Origin of the sequence: Nocardia asteroides (assembly GCF_900637185.1) — a bacterium.
Lineage (GTDB): Bacteria > Actinomycetota > Actinomycetes > Mycobacteriales > Mycobacteriaceae > Nocardia > Nocardia asteroides.
Genome location: NZ_LR134352.1, coordinates 2,238,324 through 2,253,835 on the forward strand (window position 1 = coordinate 2,238,324; position 15,512 = coordinate 2,253,835).

Here is a 15,512-nt window from a genome sequence, read left to right on the forward strand (position 1 = left end):
CGTGTGCCGGGTACGGGGTTACCGTCGAAGTATGGCCATCTCACCAGCTCACGACGGGTCTTCGCCTTCGACTTCCGCGCCGACGCGAGCGCCGTGGTGATGGGCGTCGAGGTCCCGCCCGCCTATACCCACGTGCTCGACGCCTTCACCGAGCGGGTTCGCGCAGCGGTCGATGGTCGGCCATGACTGCGCTCGGGGCCGGTGAATACCTGCCCATTCTCGGGGACGTAGCGGACGGGGTCGAGAATCAGCGGTGGCCTTTTCCGGTGTCGCAGCAGTTGTCGCCGCATTCGGCAGCGGTGATCGGAACCGGTGTGGCGCAGCAGGTATCGCCCCGCAATGCGTTGCGCCCTTCCTTGACGGCGATCACCGCGATGACCAAGGCGGCGACCGGGTCGGCCCAGGACCAGCCGAAGGCGCTGTTCAGCACCAGCCCGGCGAGCAGGACCGCCGACAGGTAGGTGCACAGCAGCGTCTGCATGGAATCGGCCACCGCGGACGCGGAGCCCAGTTCCCGCCCGGCGCGCCGCTGTGCCGCCGACAGCACCGGCATGATCACCAGACTTGTTGTGGCCAGGACGATCCCGATCATGGAATGACGCGGTTCGCCGAATCCGGCCAGGGCGCGGACCGCGTCGATCGTGACGTAGAGCGCGAGCGCGAAGAAGGAGAACGCGATCACGCGCAACGCGGTCTTCTCCCGTCGCGCGGGATCGGGGGCGGCGAACTGCCAGGCGACCGCGGCGGCGGAGGACACCTCGATCACCGAGTCCAGCCCGAACCCGATCAGCGCGGTCGACGACGCCCGCGTGCCCTCGGTCAGGGCGATCATCGCCTCGACGACGTTGTAGGTGATCGTGGCGGCGACCAGCCAGCGAATGCGCTTGGCCAGCAGTAGCTTTCGTTCGCCGACGGGGGCGGCTGAGGGTATCCCGAGCGTGGCCATCAGCAGCACTCTTCGGTGCCCGCGTCCGGGCAGCACGCCGGGTCGACCGCCAGGACCAGGCCGAGGAGGTCGTCCAGTACCCGGCCGATCCGGACGTCGGCCAGTTCGTAGCGCGAACGCCGCCCTTCGGGCACGGCCACGACCAGCCCGCATCCACGCAGGCATGCCAGGTGATTGGACAGGATCTGCCGCGAGACGCCGATACGGTCGGCCAGTTCGGCCGGATAGGCCGGGCCGTGCCGCAGGTTGAGCAGGATCTGGGTCCGGGTCGCATCGGACAGTGCGTGGCCGAACCGCGCCAGCGCGTCGGTGTGGGCGAGGGGCAACGTCTCCATGAGTCGATAGTACATCCAAATCTGTATCCAAAAATGGCTGAACTATCGGGCGGAGTGCGGTACAAAGTGGTGTGGGGGAGGAGCCTGTGACTCGTATTCGGTGGCGTCGGCCCGCTGTCGTAGTGGCCTGGCTCGCGACGGCGCTGATCGCGTTCGTAGCGCTCGTCGGCCCTGAAGAGAACGGCTGGGAGTTCATCCCCGACACCGGAATCCTCGACGCGCGATGGCGGATCGCGGTCACCGCCGCGGTGCTGATGCTCGGCAGCGCCGTCCTGGCGTACTCCCGCCGCTGGTCGCTCCCGGCGCTGGCCGCGTTCCTCACCGGCGGGGTGGCCGCCACCGCCGCGACCTGGTTTCTCGCGCGCTCGGACCTGAGCTGCTGCCCCTACATGACCACCACGATGCGCGGCTATCCGTACCCGTACCGGGCCCACCACGACGCCGATGATCTGGTGAGCTCGGAAACGATCTGGACGATGGCGCTGGTCGACGTCCTCGCCTACGCCTTCCTGTTCCTGCTGGTGGCGACCGTGATCCGGGCGGGCGCCTACGCGCGCTCCAGGGCGGGCGCACCGCCGTGTGGACTGTTGAGCACCAGCGGCGACGACCCTTCCCGCAGATAGCCGATGTCCTCGTAGTATTCGAGGTGCTGATGCCCGCACTCGGTCATGGCTCCCACGCTGCGCAGATCCTCGGCGAGCAGCGCACGGCTCTCCGCGTCCCCCATCACCAGCAGCACCCGGCGCTGTTCGACGACCTGGACGAGCAGTCGCGGATCGTCGTCCTCGTACACCTCGACGGCCGTCAGCGCCTCGGTCTCGATCCGCCCCGCGCCCCGGACCACCACGGCGGCCAGCGCTTCGAATTCCTCCGCGGACCCGCTCACATCGACCATGCCGTCCTCGAACTCCTCGACCCGCATACCTCTCCCTCCGGCGGCAGCGGGCCGGTCCCTGCGACGGCCGCGCCAATCCATAATGTAGGTCCTGGCGCGGCACCATGGTCCGTGGTGTGGGGTCGAGGCCGCGGCGGTCAGCGGGACAGCGGGTCACACAGGCACATTCGCGTCGTGTTCCCGGCTGTCCGGCGTTCGGCGACGTGTGATGAGCCAGCCGAATCCCGCGGCGAGGGGGAACATCACCACGCCGTAGATGGCGGCGGGCAGGGCCATCTCGGTGCTGCCGATGACGCTCAGCGCGATGGTGAGCGCGATCGTGCTGTTGTGCAGGCCGACCTCCATCGAGCACGCGACGGCCTGCCGGTAGGTGACTCCGAGCAGTCGCGGGGCGAGATAGCCGACGCCGAGGCTGATCAGGCAGAACACCATGGTGATCGCGCCGACGTCGGCCAGCGCCGGATCGGGTTCGCCGCGGTCGCTGAGCACGGCACCGGCGATCACCAGCAGCAGGGTCACCGCGGAACCGATGCGCACCGGGCGTTCCATCCGCAGCGCGAACCCCACCGACCACCGGCGCACCAGCATGCCAACGGCGACCGGAACCAGCACCATGGCGAACACCTGGATCACCTTGCCCATCTGCAAGCCGATCGCGTCGGCGTCACCCATGGGCTCGAAGTACTCGATGGCGAGGTTGGTCACCAGCGGCACGGTCACTACCGCGAGGACCGAATTGATCGCGGTGAGTGAGACATTCAGCGCCACGTCACCACGGAACAGATGGCTGAACAGGTTCGCGGTGGTCCCACCGGGCGAGGCGGCGAGCAGCAGCATGCCGACCGCCAGGATCGGTGACAGTCCGAACAGCAGCACCAGCCCGAACGCGACCACCGGCAGCACGATCACCTGACACGTCAGGGCGATGGCCACCACGCGCGGGGTCTTGGCGATGCGGGTGAAGTCGGCGACGGTGAGCGAGAGTCCGAGGCCGAACATGATCACCGCCAGCACCAGCGGTAGTCCGACAGAGACCAAGAAGGTGTTCATCGCCATCCTCGACACGCGATCCGGGCGTGGATGCCGCCCAGTTCTGAGACCAATTGGTTTCAGATCGGGAGCGTAGCTGACGGCGCGGCATCACAAACGTGAAATGCCTTGTTCCCCTAAGGTGTTACGGCGGCGGCTCCGAGCGTGCGGCCGACGTCCTCAGAGCAGCCCGGAGGTCGTACCCGGTGCCGCCGGTGGCGCGTCGGGTTCGCGCAGCATCCGGAACGAATTGAGCAGGCCGAGCAGGCCCGCGAGGATCGGCACCAGCAGGGCCGTCTGCAGAGCGAGGGGCCGGGCGTCGGTGTTGATGCGGACGATCTCGTCGCGGATCGCCGGCGGCTGGCCCGCGAGCAGGGATTCGAGTTCGGTGTTGCTCATGACCTGGGCGTCGTCCTCGAGGACCTGTGCGACATGCTCCTGCTCCGCGGGTGGGAGCACGTCGCTGGACTCCGCCATCGCGGTGAAGGTGAGCGACAGGGTGGCCAGCATGACGGCGCCGGCGAAGGCCAGGCCGAACGAGAGCCCGAACGACCCGGCGGCGGAGTTGGTGCCCGCGGCCTCGCTGACCCGTTCCTCCGAGATCGGCGCGAGCGTGTAGTCGTTCAGCTGCGAGACAAGCAGGCCCAGACCCGCGCCGGCGACGACCAGCGGAGCCAGCAGCGCCCATCCGAACTCCGCGCGCGGCACCAACGGCAGGAGCACCGCGACGCCGACGGTGAGCAGGATGAACCCCCACCGGATGATCGCGGCCGGGCGCCGGTCACCCGCCCGTTTGCCCGCGAGCAGCGCGACGGCGAACATGCTCAGCGACAGCGGGGCCAGCGACAGACCCGCCTGCATCGCGTTGTACTCCAGGACCATCTGCAGGTAGATCGGCAGCGCGATCATCGTGCCGCCCAGGGCGATCTGCTGGAGCATCTGCCCGGTGACACCGAGCCGGAACTTCTTGGACCGGAACAGGTCCGGGTCCATGAGCGCGGGCTCACCCCGCCGTTTCCGATGGTTGAGCCAGTACGCGAGCCCGATCAAGGCCGCCGCGCCGACCACGAGGAACGCCGCGACAGTCTCACCGCCCTCCTGCCACACCAGGATTCCCAGCACGATGCCACCCATGCCGACCACCGACAGCGCGGCACCGACCACATCCACGCCCCGTTCGCCGGTGTAGGGGACGTCGTGGACGAGCCTGATCCCGGACAGGACGGCGGCGATGATCACCACTTCGAGCGCGAACCCGACCCGCCACGACAGGTAGGTCGTGACGAAGCCGCCGAGCAGCGGCCCCACCGCCGCGGCGATCGCGGCCGCGGCACCCACGAGCGCGTAGACCTTCTTCTGCGCGGCCCCGTGGAAATTGCCGTGCACCAGGGATTGCATGGCCGGCAACAGCAGCGACGCGCCGATACCGCCGACCATGGCCCACAGCACGATCACCGCCGTCAGACTCTGCGCGAAAGTCATCGCGGCCGCACCGGTCGCGTACCCGAGCAGGCCGAGCACGTAGGCCCGCCTGCGGCCGATCAGATCCCCGACCTTGCTGCCGATCAGGATGAACGCCGCCGACACCAGCGCCTCGAGCGCGATCGCGGACTGCACCCCGCTGACGGTGGTGTCGAGATCGCGGACCACCGCCGAGATCGACACGTTCATCAGCGAGGTGTCGACGACGAGCACGAACATCGCCATGGCCAGCAGAATCGCCAGCAGTCGCCGGCTGCCCGTCAACTCCTCGGCACTTCCGGAACCAGCCTCGTCGACCATGGCAGCCCACCACCTCACGCCTCGTGAACCGAGCGTTCCCAGCACACCTGATCGCCCCGGCCCACACTTCACCCGATTCGGATGATTCACACAGGCTGCCGCCGCGACAATGGGGTGGTGCTGCCGGAGGACGACTATGTGAGTTTGGTGCCGAATCCGCCGACCCGGTTCGGGCTCCGGGAACTGCGCGATGCCTATGTCGACGTGGTGACCGATGAAAGCAATCCGCGGTGGTTGGCGGTGGAACGCCGCGCCTATTTCGACGGGCTGTGTGGTCTGTTCGAGGTGCGTCTGCCGACCTCGCGTGCGGCGGTCGGCAGGGGGCCGGGCGGGTATGTGCACGGACTGATGCTCAACGCCGCGAAGTCGTTGCTGCGCACCGGAACGCCATGGGACGGCTACCTGGTGGCGGGGTCGCTCCTGGCGGAGTTGGAGAACCTGGGTATCGGTGCGGCGCATCGGGAACTCGTGTTCGAGCTGCGGGCCACGGTCGACACCGCGCGTGCCCAGCATCGCGCCCTGCTGGACCTGTTGCTCACCGCGCTGCTCGGTGAGCGCGCGGGCATGGTGTTCACCCTGGCCGATCTCGACGCCGCGGGAATCGAGCGGGCGGTGCCGATCCGCTGTCTACCGGACTGAACTTTCGGCGGCCCCGCCCACATGTAAATGGTGCGTGTTACCCGGCGTCGGGCCTGTTTGCGCGGAAACGCGGGTGCCGACGAACAGCGGGTGACATGACCGGGTCGAAACCCGTCCCTACGGCCCGAATGCCGGACGCGTGCCACAAATCTGTGCGCGAAAGCGGACTCGCATAAAGAACGCGGATCCGGACTAAGAAAAGGATTGGTCCGAATCTGTCAATGTGAAATAGATCACATTACTTGCTTTCAATATCTTTAGGCCATTACTAATAGCCCAGTCGACATTTGATCGGTCCGGGTTGGGGGGCAATAATCGAGAGGGAGTTCTCAGTGTTCATGCGCTCGACTCGCAATTTTCTTCTCGGTGCGCTGCCGGTAATTGTGGCGGTCACCTTCGCTGGTAGTGGGCTCGCGTCGGCGGATGCCTCCGTCGACCAGCAGGCTCAGCCGGCGACCGCGATGGTCGTCCAGGGCGACAGCTACGAAACCGCCATCGCCGGATTCTCGTTCGGCGCCACTCCGGCGAACGCCGCGATTTCACAGGACGCCGAGCTTTCGATGTCGCAGGACGCCGAGCTTTCCGGTGCGAGCCCCGTCTCGGACGCGGCTACGCCCGTGGTTTCGGAGGCGGCCGCGGTTTCGGATGTGATCGACAGCCAGCTGAATGATGTCGCGACCGACCCGAAGGCCGAGCACTCCGACCCGGTGCTCAACGGCGCCCTCGCCGGTGCCGGTATCGGCGCCCTCGCGACTCTGGTCAACTGCATTCCGTCGGTGATCGTGCTCGGCGTGGGCTACCCGATCTGCCTGCTCCTCGGGGTCCTTCCGCATGCGGCCGTCGGCGCCATCATCGGTGGAATCGTCGGCCACGCGAACCCGGAGGTCATTCCGCAAGTCCTGCCCTGAGCGGGCGGGCCGGCAGGTAACTGCCCCCAGTCTCGGGACTCCCGGCGCTGCTGCGATGAAAACCGCAGTGGTGTCGGGAGTTTCGCTCTTCTGCGGGGACCGGTGCTTATCCAGCCTGATCCACGCCCGTCGGCACCGGTGCGGCGAGCACGTACACCCACGCCCGCGCGCCCGAGCGCAACGGCAACAGCACACGTGTGTAGTCGTCGACCTCGTAGTCGTCGGCAGCCGCCAGATCGTCGTCGTCGACCTCGAAGACGGTGCCGGGCACCCCATCCTGCGGGCCGGCCGGAACCAGGACCGGATGCACCGACGACCCGCTGGCCGCGATGACTGACGCAGCGGTGATGGTGACCTCGTCGAGGGCGTACCCGGCGATCTCGTCCGGGCGCCCACGCAACGCCCGCCCGAACACCATCTGCTGCACCTCGCGCTGTCGCAGGGTGCCGTAGGAGAACAACAGAGACTCGGTCATGGTGGCGACTCAACCCACCGGCCGCCCACACCGCAAGGTGATATCCCGCACCGGCGCGACGGCGGCTCGCGAAAAACGATCGGCCGGAAACCGTGGACGTGCCCCTACCTGCGGTGGGAAGCTCGAAGGGGCCGGGTCCCGATCCGAGGGAGCGTGCGACATGGTGAACCGGACGAACGGGGCGCAGGGACCGGAGAGCATCCGGAATGTTGCGCTGGTCGGCAGCAGCGGTGCGGGGAAGACGACGCTGGTGGAAGCGCTGGCGTTGGCGACCGGGACGGTGAACCGGGCCGGCCGGGTGGAGGACGGGACATCACTGTCGGACTACGACGAGGTCGAACGGCGACAGCACCGGTCCGTGCAGGTGTCGGTGGTCCCGGTGCAGTGGGGCGGGGTGAAGATCAATCTGATCGACACGCCAGGCTGTCCGGATTTCGTCGGCGAACTGCGGGCCGGATTGCGAGCGGCGGACGCGGCGCTGTTCCTGGTGTCGGCGGCCGATGGCGTGGCGGGCGTGGCGGGGGCGACGCGGGAACTGTGGGCCGAATGCGCGCGCGTGGGTATGCCGCGGGCGATCGTGCTGACCCACCTGGACACGGCGCGCGCGGAGTACCCGGAACTGGTGCAGACCTGTCAGGCGCTGCTGACCGACGGCGCGAGCGACACCGTGCTGCCCCTGCACCTGCCGGTCTACGGACCCAAGAGCCCCGACGGGCACCGGCCCGCGATCGGACTGCTGGAGCTGCTCGAGCGACGGGTCGCCGACTATCGCAGTGGGAAACGAGAGCGCACCGAACCCGCGGCGGAACAGCTCGCGGAGATCGACCCGGCCCGCGATCGGCTGATCGAGGCGATCATCGCCGAGAGCGAAGACGAAACGCTGATGGACCGGTACCTCGACGGCGAACCCGTCGAACTCGACACCCTGGTCGACGACCTGGAACGAGCAGTGGCGCGCGGAAGCTTCCATCCGGTGCTGTTCGCGGCACCGGCGGCCGAGGACGCGGAGCAAGGCCTCGGCACGCTCGAACTGCTGGAACTGGTCAGCGGCGGGTTCCCGACACCGATCGAACACCCGCTGTCGGCCGTGTCGCCCGGCGACGGCGCCACGCCCACCCCGGTGCGCTGCGACCCGGCGGGCGAACTCGCCGCGGAGGTCATCCGGACCTCGTCCGATCCGTATGTGGGACGGGTGTCGCTGGTGCGGGTGTTCTCCGGCACGCTGCACAGCGAGGACACCGTCCACGTCTGCGGTCCCGAGCACGAGGCCGACGACCGGGTCGGCGGGGTCACCGCGCCGCTGGGGAAACAGCAGCGGGCACTGGCCGAGGCCGTCGCCGGTGATATCGCGTTCGTGAGCAAACTCGGCCACGCGGAAACCGGCGACACCCTCTCCGGCACCGGCAAGCCTCTGCTGATCGAGCCCTGGCCGCTACCGGAACCCCTTCTGCCCGTGGCTATCCGGGCACAGGGGAAGGCCGATGAGGACAAGCTCTCGCAGAGCCTGACCCGGCTCGTCGCCGAGGATCCGACCCTGCGGCTGGACAACAACGAACACACGCATCAGCTGGTGCTGTGGTGTCTCGGGGAAGCCCACCGGGATGTCGCGCTGGAACGGCTGCGCGGGCGGTTCGGGGTGAAGGTGGACGTGGAACCCTATCGGGTGGCGTTCCGGGAGACGCTCGCCGCGGCGGCCGAGGGGCGCGGCAGGCTGGTGAAGCAGTCCGGCGGGCACGGGCAGTACGCGGTATGCCAGATCCAGGCGGAACCACTGCCTGCGGGAACGGGATTCGAGTTCATCGACCGGGTGGTCGGCGGCGTGGTGCCGCGGCAGTTCATCGGATCGGTGGAGAAAGGGGCGAAGGCGCAGGCCGCGCGCGGCGTCACCCCCGGATATCCGCTGGTGGATGTGCGGGTGACGCTGGTGGACGGGAAAGCGCACTCGGTGGACTCCTCCGACGCCGCCTTCCAGACCGCGGGCGCCCTCGCCCTCCGCGACGCGGCGGACGCGTCCGGAACCCTGCTGTTCGAACCGGTCGCCGCGGTGCGGGTCACGGTCCCGGACGACCACCTGGGCGCCGTACTCGGCGACCTGTCCACCCGGCGCGGCCGCATCCTCGGCACCGAACCGGCCGAGCCCGGCCGCACCCATATCCGCGCCGAGGTCCCCGAACTCGAACTGAGCCGGTACGTCATCGACCTGCGATCCCTCACCCACGGGGCCGGCTCGTTCGCCCGCGGGTACCTGCGACACGAGCCGATGCCCGCCGCCGTCGCCGAGCGAGCACGCAAGGAAAGTGCCACTGCGACGGCCTGAATCGCGCCGAGTGACCGATGTCCGCGGCAACGGCGCGTGGAACTCCGCGGTCGACTTCGTGGTCACCGACCACCCGCGCGAGGTCAGCGCGATTCGTGTCGACCGCCGAGACGTTGGAGGAGCAGAAGCACCGCGACGCCGGCGAGCACGATGCCGATGAGGTTGACGCCGAGCTGGGCGAGCGAGCTCCAGACGACGTTCCACTTTCCCGCGATCGCCGCGGCCACGGCCAGGCCGGCCGCCGGGACCGTGGTGACAGAGATGAAGACCCCGACCAGGACGGTGGAGGAGTAGGTGACCATGGCCAGCATGCCGGCCGCGCCCGCCAGCAAGGCCACGATCAGCGAGAACGGCCCCACCTGGTAGATGAAATCGAAAGCGCGCGCGTTCTCGACATCGTCGGTACCGATCCAGCCCAGGCGGATCCAGAGCAAGGTGGCCAGCGCGGTGACCACCATCGCCGCCGGGAAGGAGATGGCCAGGGTACGAGCCGAAGTCCGGACGAGCGCGGTGTCTCGTCGCGTCAACCCCACCGAAAGCGCGGACAGCGGCCGGAACTCGGGTCCGACAACCATCGCGCCGACCAACGTCAGTGGGGACGCCGTCGCCACGCCGACCGCCGACAACAGGAACGCGATCGTCAGGAAGACCAGCATCGTGGGAGTGAGCCGAGCGCCCTGACGCGCTTGGCTGAGCAGCTGCTCCCACACCACGGCGTCGTCCGAAGGGCTCGCCGCGGCGGAGTCGGCCAGTCTGCTCGCTTCGGACAGTACGGTTCCCGCCGGTGCGAACGCGACGGCGCCCGTGTCCACCAGGTTCAGCTCGGAGAGCGCGGCCAGGACGTGGTTGGCCCGGCCGCGCGCGACATAGGCCACGATCACATCGCCGGGCGGGTCGATCGAGGAGCCGCGGGCGATCGTCACGTGGACGGCCCCGGGGTCGGCGACCAGCATGTCCAGCACCTCCGCCGTCCGGTCGCTGGGCGAGACGACACGCAAATGCAGCACAGCATGGACTCCTCGGGCAGGCGCGGTGCGACGTACGAGCGGCCCGGCAGCCAGCTCATTTCCGGCAATCGTAGCGATCTGCCCAGCAGGATCGAGCACGGGCAAGCCGCCTCAGCCCGGGCCTGCCCGCCGGTCAGCCGATCGGACGCAGGTCCCCTGGGGTCCAGACCTGGTCGTAGAAATCGGTGCCAGGGCCGTAGAGCCGGACGATGACGAAGAATCCCTTGCCGGGCACGGTGCGGAGCCAGTTGCGCTCGTCGGCACCGGTGGGCTTGTCGGGACCGAAATAGATGGTGTGGGAACCGTCCGGGTCGGTGGCGGGTTTGTCCATCGCGTTGATCGAGGGGAAGCGTTGGCCGTTGTCGAGGCCGGAAGCGGTGACCGGGTCGTAGACCGCGACCGACCAGAACAGTTTCGCGGGAACGTTCGCGGGCAGGTGCAGGGTGTAGGAGCGGGCACCGTCGAGCACGTCACCGTTGATGTCGCGCATCGTCACCGGGTACTTGGCGCCCTTGTCGACGAGGTTGACCACCATGGCGGGGGAGTCGGAATAGGCCGAGGTGAAATAACCTGCGCGCTGTTCGAGGTTGGTGAACGTGCCGCTGGCCTGGAATTCGGTGTTCTGCCCGGCGAAAACGTTCAGCCAGGGCCGTGCCGGGAAGTACGTGCCGCCGGGTTCGAGTGGCAGCAGGTCGGTGATGGTGATCTTGCTGATCTTGAACGCGGTCCGTGCCGCCTTGTCGAGCAGTTCACGGTCCCGCGTCGACGGGGTGAATTTCGCGCCTTTCTCGATGCCGATGGTGTGCAGAAATCCGCGCATGTCCAGGTCGTGGGGGTCGACTGCTTCGGCCTGGATGAACCGGTCGAGCATGTCGAAGTAGGAGCCGTCGCGGGGGAACAGCATGTCCAGCTCCACCCCGGAGGCGTGCGGGAACTGCATCGGCGCGGCCCCGGCCCTGTTCCCGAGTGGATAGATGCGAGTGGCCTCGATCCGGCCGACGGTCTCGGTCAGATCGTCGGGATCGGCGAAAAACGAACGCCAGAACAGGAATACGTTGTTGGTGCGGGAGCGGTAGACGAATCCGTCGCTGGGTTCGGGGCCGTCGAATCCTGGGGGCAGCAGGACATACTTCCCGCCCTGGCCCGCGTCTGGTCCGACCATGCCGACATCGCCCTTGTGTTGATGGCCGTCGATGACCGGTCCCAGGATGGGGCGCTGCCAGAAATCGTCGAGGATCCCCTGTACCCCTGCCGGTGCCTCCACGACCAACGGCCCGGACTTGGCGAGGTCCAGATAGCCCATCGCGTAGACGACGTCGAAGTTCGGGGTGGTGACCAGCGTCTTGGCATCGATGCGGTCCTGCCACACCGGCAGGACGTGGTACCCGGCACCGAAGCGGCGCTCCGAGGCTTCCTTCATCGCCCAGATGTTCACCGCGGGCAACGCCCACAGATAGGCCTGGACGGCGCGCTGGAACCGCAACTCCTCGGTCAGGAGCCGCGTGGTTTCCTCGGTGGCGAACCCGCCCTCGAATTCGGACTCGGCCAGATCGTCGTATCGCGTCATGCAATCTCCCTCGCCCGCGGCTATCGACCCAGCTCGGCGCTCGGGCCGCCACCTCCCACCGAATCGTGCCGACGGGTCGCGCGCATCACCCGAATCGGATGAATCATCCGTCGTGCCCGCCGGGAGATCGCGACATCGTTCGCTACGCCGGGATCAACTCGGTGATGAGCTTCTCGATGCGCGCACGGATTTCGTCGCGGATCGGCCGCACCGCCTCGACACCCTTGCCCGCCGGATCCTCCAGCTGCCAGTCGCGGTAGTCGACGCCCGGGAAGTATGGGCACGCGTCACCGCAGCCCATGGTGATCACCACCGTGGAGGTCTCGACCGCGTCCGGGGTGAGGATCTTGGGGGCCTGGTCGGTGATGTCGATGCCGACTTCGGCCATCGCCTCGACCGCGGCGGGGTTGAGGGTGTCGCCGGGAGCGCTACCCGCGGAACGTACTTCGATGGCGTCGCCGGCGAGGTGGGTCAGGAAGCCTTGTGCCATCTGGGAGCGTCCGGCGTTGTGGACGCAGACGAACAGCACGCTGGGCTTGGTCGACACGGGATGTCCTTTCAGTGGGGGCTGGCGGCGGGGCGATCCGCGGTATGCGGAACCACCGCGTTGTCGGCTGCCACACTCGCCGAGCGGGGATACAGCACCACGATCAACGCCAGGCCCAGTGCCGCACCGACGAATTGGGCGAGGATGAATCCGGGGACGGACGTGGGTGCGATACCGGCGAAGGTGTCGGAGAAGACGCGGCCGACGGTGACCGCGGGATTGGCGAAACTGGTGGAGCTGGTGAACCAGTACGCCGCACCGATATACGCCGCTACCGCCGAAGCGGACAGTGCCGCCCGGCCGCTGCGGGCCAGCGCGAAGATCACCGCGATCAATCCGGCGGTGGCGACGACCTCGCCGACCAGGTGACCGGTGGTGATCCGGTCATGGGTCGAGATCTGCCAGGCCTCCAGATCGAACATGACGTTGGCCAGCACGGCGCCGCAGACCGCTCCACTGATCTGCGCGATCGTGTAGGCGAGGGCGTCGATGAGTGCCAGGCCGGTGCCGTGACGGCGTCTGAGCAGCCAATCCGTTAGGGAGACCACGGGATTGAAGTGGGCGCCGGAAACCGGTCCGAACACCAGGATCAGCACACCGAGGCCGAAGACGGTCGCGGTGGAGTTGGCGAGCAACCGCAAGGCGACATCGTCGGTGAGCTGCTGGGCGGCGATACCCGAACCGACCACGACAGTGACCAGCGCGGCCGTGCCGACGAACTCGGCCAGGAACCGGCGTCGAATATCGGTCACCGCGCGCCCGCCTCGACAGTCGTGACATCGAGCAACTGCGCCAGCGGAGCGAGTGCGCGCGGTTCGATCCGGTAGTAGACCCACGAACCACGCCGCTCACTCGACAACAGCCCGGCCTCGCGCAGCACCTTGAGATGGTGGGAGATGGTGGGCTGGCTCAGCTCGAACCCGGCGGACAGGTCACACACGCAGGCTTCGCCGCTGCCACGGCTGGCGACCAGGCTGAGCAGTCGCAACCGCACCGGATCCGACAGCGCCTTGAACGTCGTCGCCAGTTCGGCGGCGGATTCGGCGGACAGCGGTTCCCGGGTCAGCGGGATGACCTCACACGAGACAGGCTCGCGCGGCTGACAGGACGAGGGCGGATTCGACACGCATCGATATTGACGGTTGTCGAATCAGTCGGCAAGCAAACAGTGGGTGAACACCGGGGCCGACACGCTCTGCCGGACCGTTTCTCTGCGCGAGAGCCGGGTGCATACGGCGTCGGCGTGTCGGCCGCCGGGTTCGCGAACACGATCAGCCGCAGCAGCTCGCGCCCGAGGCCACTGCCTTCTCCTTGGCCTGGCTGCCGCAGCACGCGCCTTCGGCCTCGGCTTCGGCGGCGGTGCCGCAGCACACGTCGACCGCCTCCGCGTCGGTGCGGCCGAGTTCGGGCGCGGTGCCGAAGGTTTCGCTGTCCGCGAGGACCGTGTAGACCTCCCACCGCTCGGCGCCGGGACCGGTCACCCACACCTTGTCCTGGGTGGCGAAGCAACACGTGGTCGCGGTCTGCTCCTCGGTGAACAGTCCGGCGCCCGAGAGCCGCGCGATCTCGCCGTGGACCTGCTCGGAGGTGTCGACCTCCACGCCGAGGTGGTTGATGGACCCGCCCTGTCCGGCGTTCTCGATCAGCACGAGCTTGAGCGGTGGATCGGCGATGGCGAAGTTGGCGTAGCCGGGCTTGCGCTTGGCCGGTTCGGCGTCGAACAGGGTCGAGTAGAACCGCACGGCGGTGTCGAGGTCGTCGACGTTGAGGGCGAGCTGGATGCGAGACATGATCGAACCTCCACTTGTGTGACATATATCGAAGAACTTCCGACTCCGAGTCTGCTCACCTTTTCGACATATGTCAATACCGCGGGTAGTCTCGATTCCATGCCCAAGGCGCTCCCCGTGATCGACATGTCCGCTCCTGTCTGCTGCGCCCCCGTGGCGGCGGGACCGGTCGACGACGCCGCCGCGCTCGAGGTGGCGCTGAGACTCAAGGCGATCGCCGACCCGGTCCGGGTCAAGCTGCTGTCGCTGCTGCTCACCGCCCCGCAGGGGGAGTGCAACGGCGGCGACCTGGCCGCCGCGGTCGGCGTGGGTGAGTCCACCGTCTCCCACCACCTCGGCCAGCTCCGCAAAGCCGGCCTGGTGGAATCGGAGCGGCGCGGAATGAACACCTTCCACCGCGCCCGCCGCGACGCGCTCTCCGCCCTGTGCTTCGTGCTCGATCCCAACTGCTGCAGCTGACCCGACATCCTCGACGCCGGACTCCAGGTAACTACGCTTTTCACATGACCGTTGTCCGCTCGATCCTGCTGTTCGTGCTCGCGGCTGTCGCCGAAATCGGTGGGGCCTGGCTCGTCTGGCAAGGCGTGCGCGAGCACCGCGGGTGGGCCTGGATCGGCGCCGGAGTCCTCGCTCTCGGTGTCTACGGCTTCGTCGCGACCCTGCAACCCGATGCGAACTTCGGGCGCATCCTCGCCGCCTACGGTGGGGTCTTCGTCGCTGGATCTCTGCTGTGGGGCATGGCGCTCGACGGATTCCGTCCCGACCGCTGGGACGTGATCGGCGCGATCATCTGCCTCGTCGGTGTCGCCGTCATCATGTACGCACCGCGCGCTGCCTGAGTCCGGCTGCCGAACGGCCAGGTCGTCAGCGCACCGCCGCGGCCGCAGGTGTTTCGAGACCGAATCACAGGCTCGACGAGTCGAGGTGCAACTCCGAATGTGGCATGCGTGCCACAAATCTGTGCGCGAGAGGGGACTTGAACCCCTACGTCCGTGGACACCAGAACCTAAATCTGGCGCGTCTGCCAATTTCGCCACTCGCGCTGGATGTGTACGACCGTCCAAACTCTACCGGGCAAATCCGGCTACGCGAAGCGCTTCGGCGGCGTGGCGTACTCGTCGGTAACACGACCTGGGGTTATAACGATTTGGTAACCACCAATGTGAGGGCCACTCATGTTTGCGAAGCGAAGTAACAGGCCGGACCTGCGCGTTCAAACATGAGGGTGGGTCACGTTTCAGATAAAACTGGTACGGGCGTGCAGAAATACTCGGC

At 67.8% G+C, this 15,512-nt stretch carries 18 protein-coding genes and 1 tRNA gene; 6 read left to right on the forward strand and 13 right to left on the reverse strand.

Annotated elements, in window-relative coordinates; translation table 11 throughout:
- Positions 1-247: 247 nt before the first annotated feature.
- Positions 248-949: a cation transporter gene (locus tag EL493_RS10455; protein ID WP_036836166.1), complete on the reverse strand. Its 702-nt coding sequence runs from the start codon at positions 947-949 to the stop codon at positions 248-250.
- The gene (locus EL493_RS10460) at positions 946-1,281 is read right to left on the reverse strand and encodes an ArsR/SmtB family transcription factor (protein WP_019045564.1); all 336 of its coding nucleotides are present in this window, start codon (positions 1,279-1,281) and stop codon (positions 946-948) included. The genes EL493_RS10455 and EL493_RS10460 overlap by 4 nt, the downstream gene beginning before the upstream one ends.
- A gap of 86 nt (positions 1,282-1,367) precedes the next feature.
- Here EL493_RS10460 and EL493_RS10465 point away from each other — a divergent pair, with 86 nt between their 5' ends.
- Positions 1,368-1,904, forward strand: a complete 537-nt coding sequence (locus EL493_RS10465; RefSeq protein ID WP_126405655.1) for a hypothetical protein — start codon at positions 1,368-1,370, stop codon at positions 1,902-1,904.
- Here the strand turns inward: EL493_RS10465 and EL493_RS10470 are convergent.
- From EL493_RS10470 to EL493_RS10480, 3 genes are all read right to left on the reverse strand, one after another.
- Complete coding sequence (locus EL493_RS10470; protein ID WP_019045566.1) at positions 1,829-2,203, reverse strand: Imm32 family immunity protein; 375 nt, start codon at positions 2,201-2,203, stop codon at positions 1,829-1,831. The genes EL493_RS10465 and EL493_RS10470 overlap by 76 nt on opposite strands.
- A 126-nt stretch (positions 2,204-2,329) precedes the next feature.
- Complete coding sequence (locus EL493_RS10475; protein WP_022567112.1) at positions 2,330-3,226, reverse strand: bile acid:sodium symporter family protein; 897 nt, start codon at positions 3,224-3,226, stop codon at positions 2,330-2,332.
- A gap of 159 nt (positions 3,227-3,385) precedes the next feature.
- A complete protein-coding gene (locus EL493_RS10480; RefSeq protein WP_019045568.1) occupies positions 3,386-4,987 on the reverse strand; it encodes an MFS transporter in 1,602 nt (533 codons plus the stop codon).
- Between the two features lie 81 nt (positions 4,988-5,068).
- Here EL493_RS10480 and EL493_RS10485 point away from each other — a divergent pair, with 81 nt between their 5' ends.
- Together EL493_RS10485 and EL493_RS10490 are read left to right on the forward strand one after the other, a co-directional pair.
- Positions 5,069-5,626, forward strand: a complete 558-nt coding sequence (locus tag EL493_RS10485) for a hypothetical protein (RefSeq protein WP_022567113.1) — start codon at positions 5,069-5,071, stop codon at positions 5,624-5,626.
- Between the two features lie 332 nt (positions 5,627-5,958).
- Positions 5,959-6,534, forward strand: coding sequence for a hypothetical protein (locus tag EL493_RS10490; protein ID WP_022567114.1), 576 nt, complete (start codon positions 5,959-5,961; stop codon positions 6,532-6,534).
- A 106-nt stretch (positions 6,535-6,640) separates the two neighbouring features.
- Here EL493_RS10490 and EL493_RS10495 read toward each other — a convergent pair whose 3' ends face one another.
- On the reverse strand, positions 6,641-7,009 hold the full coding sequence (locus EL493_RS10495) for a gamma-glutamylcyclotransferase family protein (protein ID WP_019045571.1): 369 nt from the start codon (positions 7,007-7,009) through the stop codon (positions 6,641-6,643).
- 160 nt (positions 7,010-7,169) lie between these two features.
- On the opposite strand from EL493_RS10495, the gene EL493_RS10500 reads away from it, so the two are divergent.
- Complete coding sequence (locus tag EL493_RS10500; RefSeq protein WP_019045572.1) at positions 7,170-9,326, forward strand: elongation factor G-like protein EF-G2; 2,157 nt, start codon at positions 7,170-7,172, stop codon at positions 9,324-9,326.
- 83 nt (positions 9,327-9,409) lie between these two features.
- Here the strand turns inward: EL493_RS10500 and EL493_RS10505 are convergent, their stop codons facing one another.
- From EL493_RS10505 to EL493_RS10530, 6 genes are all read right to left on the reverse strand, one after another.
- Positions 9,410-10,432: a DUF389 domain-containing protein gene (locus EL493_RS10505; protein WP_232017315.1), complete on the reverse strand. Its 1,023-nt coding sequence runs from the start codon at positions 10,430-10,432 to the stop codon at positions 9,410-9,412.
- 34 nt (positions 10,433-10,466) lie between these two features.
- A complete protein-coding gene (locus EL493_RS10510; protein WP_019045574.1) occupies positions 10,467-11,900 on the reverse strand; it encodes a DUF1254 domain-containing protein in 1,434 nt (477 codons plus the stop codon).
- A gap of 142 nt (positions 11,901-12,042) precedes the next feature.
- A complete protein-coding gene (locus EL493_RS10515) occupies positions 12,043-12,447 on the reverse strand; it encodes an arsenate reductase ArsC (RefSeq protein WP_019045575.1) in 405 nt (134 codons plus the stop codon).
- Positions 12,448-12,458: 11 nt separating this feature from the next.
- Entirely contained in the window at positions 12,459-13,199 is a 741-nt protein-coding gene (locus EL493_RS10520; protein ID WP_019045576.1) for an aquaporin, read from the reverse strand.
- A complete protein-coding gene (locus tag EL493_RS10525) occupies positions 13,196-13,573 on the reverse strand; it encodes an ArsR/SmtB family transcription factor (RefSeq protein WP_019045577.1) in 378 nt (125 codons plus the stop codon). The genes EL493_RS10520 and EL493_RS10525 overlap by 4 nt, the downstream gene beginning before the upstream one ends.
- Positions 13,574-13,718: 145 nt before the next feature.
- Positions 13,719-14,237 (reverse strand): ArsI/CadI family heavy metal resistance metalloenzyme, encoded by a 519-nt coding sequence (locus tag EL493_RS10530; protein ID WP_019045578.1) that lies wholly within the window; start codon positions 14,235-14,237, stop codon positions 13,719-13,721.
- A gap of 99 nt (positions 14,238-14,336) precedes the next feature.
- Between EL493_RS10530 and EL493_RS10535 the strand changes: the two genes are divergently transcribed.
- Both EL493_RS10535 and EL493_RS10540 read left to right on the forward strand, forming a co-directional pair.
- Entirely contained in the window at positions 14,337-14,696 is a 360-nt protein-coding gene (locus EL493_RS10535; RefSeq protein WP_022567115.1) for an Rv2640c family ArsR-like transcriptional regulator, read from the forward strand.
- Between the two features lie 44 nt (positions 14,697-14,740).
- Positions 14,741-15,076 (forward strand): YnfA family protein, encoded by a 336-nt coding sequence (locus EL493_RS10540; RefSeq protein WP_019045580.1) that lies wholly within the window; start codon positions 14,741-14,743, stop codon positions 15,074-15,076.
- 122 nt (positions 15,077-15,198) lie between these two features.
- On the opposite strand, the gene EL493_RS10545 is transcribed toward EL493_RS10540, so the two are convergent.
- Positions 15,199-15,280, reverse strand: a tRNA-Leu gene (locus EL493_RS10545).
- Between the last annotated feature and the right edge of the window lie 232 nt (positions 15,281-15,512).